Below are 5,932 nucleotides of genomic sequence, written 5' to 3' on the forward strand. Positions count from 1 at the left end.
AAAAAATCTAACTATTGGGGTGTTTTTTATGACTAAATATTCTTTAGAAACGAAATTATTAGTCGTTCATGCTTATCTTAATGGTGTTGAATCCCTTCGGGATACGGCTCAGAAGTACAATGTAAGTTATACGATGTTACAAAAATGGGTGGCAAGGTCTCGTGAAAGTGGAACGTTAGCTGCCCCAAGAAGGATATACAAACTACTCGTTAGAGTTTAAAATGGACGTACTCAACTGTATAGAAAAAACAGGAGCGTCCATCGAAGAAGCTACATTAATTTATAATATTCCTTCATCTAGCACTGTTTGGACATGGAAATATTTATTAGAAACACAAGGGATTGACGCTCTTAAATCAAAGGAAAAGGGGCGTCCATCCATGAAAAAAGAATCCAGTAAAAAACAAGCCGTAGAAAGATCAGAAGAAGCATTACTCGCTGAAATTGAGCGTTTACGTATGGAGAATGCCTATTTAAAAAAGTTGAATGCCTTGGTTCAAGAGGAGAGAAAATCTCAGAGCGTCAAAAAGCGCAAGTAATTTTTGAATTGAGGCATGAATTCAAAATCGTCGGCTTACTACAAGTAGCTAGTATTGCACGAAGTACTTATTATTACTGGATGAAAAAATTAAATCGTCCTGACAAATACATAGAAATAAAAGAAATGATTCAACAAATCTATGATGAACATAAAGGAAGATATGGCTACCGTCGTATCACCCTGGAATTGCGTAACCGTGGGTATGTCATCAATCATAAAACGGTACATCGTTTAATGAGTCAATTAGGTTTAAAGTGTCTTGTACGTATGAAAAAATATCGTTCTTATCGTGGGAAAGTCGGAAGCATCGCTCCTCACATTCTTGAACGTGATTTTACAGCTTCAAAGCCTAATGAAAAATGGGTTACAGATATCACAGAATTTCATTTATTTGGTGAAAAGCTTTATTTATCACCTATTCTTGATCTTTTTAATGGTGAAATTATTGCTTACAATATTGAAAAGCGACCTGTCTTTCCTCTCGTTACAAAGATGTTAGATCAAGCATTTCAACGTTTAAATGATGGAGATTCACCTATACTCCATTCGGATCAAGGGTGGCACTATCAAATGAAGAAGTATCAGCACTTACTGAAAGAGCATCACATTACACAAAGCATGTCCCGTAAGGGAAACTGTTTAGATAACGCCGTCATAGAGAACTTCTTTGGCTTATTAAAGTCTGAACTCCTTTATCTACAAGAGTTTGAAAGTATGGAGCATTTCACTTTAGAATTAGAAAAGTATATCCACTATTACAATTACAAACGCATTAAAGCAAAATTAAAAGGATTAAGCCCTGTACAATACAGGGTCCAATCCTCCGTAGCTGCTTAACATATATGTCTAACTTTTTGGGTTCACTTCAATCAAATGATCCTTTTTTATATGTATAAATTTTCCGTTTTATTAACTAGAGGGATATAAAATGATTTTTTCAATAATTTAAACTTTTTTTAACTAATAATGTAGTTTAGTAAGGTCATTTATTTAAGAATATTGGAGGAGTTGCAATGATTACAATTAAAGATGCTGAAAGTTATCTTAAAGATCAAATTGGTGAAGATACCAATGATATAGAAAAAGTTTGGGATATATTTAAGGCTTTTTGCAAGGAACAAGTGATGGGAGAAGAAGAGAAAGAAATTCTATTTCAATGTGGTATTTTTGATTTTACTGGGGAGGAACTATTTTATTTTGATTTTTTACGTCAGTTTACTGTTTATGAAGAAGATGAGTATTCTCATATGGAACAACTTCACTGTGAATTTTTATTTAAACCAACAGATGAGTTAAGAAGACTGGAAATAGGAGAATGGTCAATGGATTATGATAATATAGATGATTTTTTAAATCATATAGAAAACCTTCAGGAGTTTAAAATCCCTTTAAGTTTAAAACCAATAAAATTAGAAATATACCAAGAAGAAATTTAAACTCTATTTTGCCAAAGGATGTCTTAATTCAATAAACAGTAAAAAAGGATTTTCCAATGGAAGATCTTTTTTTACTGCCGATAATGTGATTTATTTTAACTAGATTGAAATATTTATAAAAATAAAAGGGAAAATTTACTTAAAGAAGATTATCTAATACCATGATATTGTAGCACAAAGAGGATATAACAGAGGAGAAAAAAATGGGAAGAATAATCATTGTATTTATTAGTTCATGTCTATTATTGGGTATTTCCTTTAGTCCAATGTTTAGTATTATTCGTGAATTTTGGATTGATAAAAAAGTGACGGTACGTTATGAAATACATCAAGTCTATCAAGAATACGGTAGTGAGAGTCATTTAGATGTTCAGGAATTAATGATTGATAATAAAAATATAAAGATAGAAGAAGAGCAGACTGGTAGGAAAGCACCTTCTACTTATTGGGAAGAGACTGAAAATATTGAACCTGGAGACATAGTAAAATTACATTTTTTTTTAAATGATAAAGAAATCTCTACATCTGATGAGATATGGCTGTCTAACAAAGATGAAGGAAGCAGCTACTTTTCATGGCTAGGTATATTCAATGTTTATGATCGAAAGACTGGTGAGAAACAAATAAAAATTATTCAGAGGCTGACGGAGATAACGATGATTAACGAGTCGATGGAAGGTATAAAATGGAAAATAATATCAATAAGGGAAGATGGAAAGGTAAATGAAAAGATATTAAGTTACCCTCATAGAAGTGATGATCCTTTAGCTGTCCAACTTATAAATTATGCTACTATTTCACCAATGGGTATAGGATATTACTCTGATATTACTAAAGGTTATGTAACTTATTTCTTTCCTCTTTTCTATCCTGTATTTACAACATTATTTGGACTTATTTTATTGATAATAGTTCTAATACTAGTTTATAAAAGACGTAAGTAATACTTACAATTAATAGTTACTTTTATTTTATAAAAAGGATCTTTATTTTGAAATGCACCCCAATTGTTAGACAAAAATCTAACTTTTGGGGTGTTTCTTTATGGCTAAATACTCGGCTGAGTTTAAAATGGACATTTCATTATATAAACGAGATAGTAGCGTCCATCGAAGAAGCTGCTTTATCGTTTAACATTCCGATTTCTACCACAAGTATACAGGTGTAATATTTTGAATTATAAGAAAATTAAAAATATTGTGTTGACAAACAAATACTCACGCTATAAAATACAAATTACATGTAAATTGTATACAATATCCCTCAAAATTTTAACACCAAGAGGTTAAGCAATCAGATAAGATTCTTGAAACTGTCACTGCACTAAACAAAACAATGAAGTTTTAATTAAATCTTGTTTAAGCTAATCAGGAGGTGTTGTCCGTGTATAAATTCCACATTTCCACAACAGACGATTCAATTAATTACTCCACGAGCTCGGATTCTATCACACAACGCAATCGAGACCCGTGAGGTGATTTAAAAAAAATTGACCCAATCAAAATACTGAAACTATGTTTATTGACAAGCTACTTCACTACGAAGAGATAGTGGATTTACGACCGTACGAGTATACCATTGAAGCTCTTATGACTGATTAACTAGAGTTAACAGTTTTACCGATAAATAAGATTTAATACTTATTTACCTGATAGAGAATTTTGATGTTGGAAAATATCCGAAGAAGAGAGGGGTTTTATTCTATGAAAAAATCAATCTATGCTGTATCTCTACTGGCAGGTTCGTTGTTATTTACAGGCTGTACTAGCAATTCTCAATCTTCCAATACTAATGAGGAAAGTGGGAAAGCCGTCGATCAGAAACAGGAAGAGACAAAGACTGCTGCCAAGGTGCCGGTAAAAGGCCAGATCACAATAGACGATGTTAATCAAATGGAGAAGGCGGTATTTGTGGAATCCATCGGATGGATCTTTGAACATTCTCCTTGGATTTCGGAAAAAGCATATGAAAAGCGTCCGTTTGCTTCTTTAGACGAGCTTCATTCCCAAATGCAGAAGATTGTTGAAAGCGCTTCCGAAGAAGAAAAACTTAACCTGCTTCGCGCTCACCCCGACCTGGGCGCAAGAGTGAAAATGGCTGAGGCCTCCGTCAGTGAACAAAAAGGGGCCGGTTTGGATCAGTTAAACGAACAAGAGTATAAGGAATTCCTAGCGCTGAACAAGGAGTATACCGAGAAGTTTGGTTTTCCTTTTATCATAGCGGTCAAAGGCCACAATAAAGATTCGATCCGGGCAGCTCTAAAGGAACGCATTAATAACACAGGGGAACAAGAGATGAATGAAGCTTTGCAGCAGGTTTATAAAATATCGCGGTTCCGTTTGGAAGATACTATTAAAAAGTAGACGTTTATATAAAATAATCGATAAACTTTGACTCTCTAAAATAAACTGCCCCCAATTGCTAGTTTATGTAACAATTGGGGGCAATCAGTGTCATCATTACTTATAATAATCCAATATTCCTAACAGGACAGCTTCCGCCGCATTTTCACGGAACTCATCAGTCTTCATTCTCTTAGCTTCAGCTTCATTCGATATGAACCCGAATTCAACAAGTACACTCGGCATTGTTGTATACTTTATAACATAAAGATCTTTTGTTTTCACACCACGATTTGTTGTATTAAGCAGTTCAACCAATCGATTTTGTATTTTCTCAGCTAGCTTTTTACTTTCCTTGCTTTGATATTTTTCATTCCAGTATGTCTCTGTTCCATTTGGTGAACTAGTTGTATGTGAATTTATATGTAAACTCACAAATATATCTGATTTGTTATTAATAGCGATAGCAGTACGTTCCGGTAATTCGAGAGTGGCATCGTTAGTCCTTGTCATAACAACTTTCGCTCCTTCTGCTTCCAGAAGCTTTTGAACCTTCAATCCTATATCAAGGGTAACGTCTTTTTCTTTAAGACCAAAACCAATTGCTCCCGGATGTTTACCACCATGCCCTGGATCAATCGTAATGATTTTTCCTTCCAGTAGAGAACCTGCCGGCTGTTCAGAAGAATTTAAGACAAGATAATTTTTGTGAACATAGCCTACTTTATTGTTAAGAGTTGTTTTTGCCCAATTGCCAATAAATTCATTAACAGTAATACGGTCACCTTTAGATAATTTACCTATCACTTCCGAATCTAAGGATGGCTCTGAACGGACATTTAATTCCTTAGCGGAAACAACTGCCTCAACCGTAGATTCACTTGTTGTATCTTCAGTTGGGATATTTTCATTCGGTGTATTTTCCTTCGTTTCGTAGTCTTTCTTTAAACTTTGTTCAAATTGAAGCAATGATTGCTGAATTCCAGTGGGCAGCTTTTCATAGTTTCCCGCAACCTTAATGTCAACTGCCCGTTTTTTTAATCTTTCCAATACAGCAAAATCGTTTTTAGCCTCAGAAAGCTTTCCTTGTTTAATTAGTGCATCCAGCTTATTCAATAAACGATATTGGGATACCTCATAAATAACTCTTTCTTTCGCTACTTTTGCAGGTGTAATATAGTAATCTAGTAAAACCCGGCGATTTTCGGAACCTGGAACTTTTCCTATAGTTGCTTCTACTTCCTTTATTTGAGTGGAGTATTTATCATATTGTTTATCTATCTCCGTTATTTGACCACGGTTGATTGTATCCTCCAACTCTCCTAAGTACTGTTTTAGGGTCTCTCCGTCTTCCACTTGTTTAAACGAATATGTAGTTTTCACTGCTAACACGTTTGGTGAAGCATAGCTGAATACAATGAAAAATACCAAAGCATACATTAGTAAATAAATATGTCTGTTCTTCAATTATTAAACTCCTTCCTATCATTTTTATGAAAAATTTTAGCAATATCTTTATTCTATCAAAAAAATAATAGAAATATAGCGAATTTTTACTAAAATAGGGATTTAGTGGACTTTTTTTATCCCAGCCATAACGGGCAGTAGAACAC

At 33.9% G+C, this 5,932-nt stretch carries 4 protein-coding genes and 1 pseudogene; 4 read left to right on the plus strand and 1 reads right to left on the minus strand.

Annotated elements, in window-relative coordinates; genetic code table 11:
• Nucleotides 1–28: 28 nt before the first annotated feature.
• The 4 genes and pseudogenes from BFA01S_RS22160 (at nucleotide 29) to uraD (ending at nucleotide 4,340) form a co-directional block, all read left to right on the plus strand.
• A pseudogene (locus tag BFA01S_RS22160) lies at nucleotides 29–1,378 on the plus strand (IS3 family transposase).
• A gap of 176 nt (nucleotides 1,379–1,554) precedes the next feature.
• Nucleotides 1,555–1,977 (plus strand): hypothetical protein, encoded by a 423-nt coding sequence (locus BFA01S_RS20565; RefSeq protein WP_066235352.1) that lies wholly within the window; start codon nucleotides 1,555–1,557, stop codon nucleotides 1,975–1,977.
• Between the two features lie 203 nt (nucleotides 1,978–2,180).
• Complete coding sequence (locus BFA01S_RS20570; protein WP_066235354.1) at nucleotides 2,181–2,921, plus strand: hypothetical protein; 741 nt, start codon at nucleotides 2,181–2,183, stop codon at nucleotides 2,919–2,921.
• Nucleotides 2,922–3,680: 759 nt separating this feature from the next.
• Complete coding sequence (uraD, locus tag BFA01S_RS20575; protein ID WP_235843087.1) at nucleotides 3,681–4,340, plus strand: 2-oxo-4-hydroxy-4-carboxy-5-ureidoimidazoline decarboxylase; 660 nt, start codon at nucleotides 3,681–3,683, stop codon at nucleotides 4,338–4,340.
• A 96-nt stretch (nucleotides 4,341–4,436) separates the two neighbouring features.
• Here the strand turns inward: uraD and BFA01S_RS20580 are convergent, their stop codons facing one another.
• Nucleotides 4,437–5,786, minus strand: coding sequence for an N-acetylmuramoyl-L-alanine amidase (locus BFA01S_RS20580; protein WP_066235356.1), 1,350 nt, complete (start codon nucleotides 5,784–5,786; stop codon nucleotides 4,437–4,439).
• Nucleotides 5,787–5,932 lie beyond the last annotated feature (146 nt).

Source organism: Metabacillus fastidiosus NBRC 101226, assembly GCF_001591625.1.
GTDB lineage: Bacteria > Bacillota > Bacilli > Bacillales > Bacillaceae > Metabacillus > Metabacillus fastidiosus.

Coding starts and splice junctions, on each gene's coding strand:
- BFA01S_RS20565 (WP_066235352.1), top strand. CDS start 1,555: ATGATTACAATTAAAGATGCTGAAAGTTATCTTAAAGATCAAATTGGT.
- BFA01S_RS20570 (WP_066235354.1), top strand. CDS start 2,181: ATGGGAAGAATAATCATTGTATTTATTAGTTCATGTCTATTATTGGGT.
- uraD (WP_235843087.1), top strand. CDS start 3,681: ATGAAAAAATCAATCTATGCTGTATCTCTACTGGCAGGTTCGTTGTTA.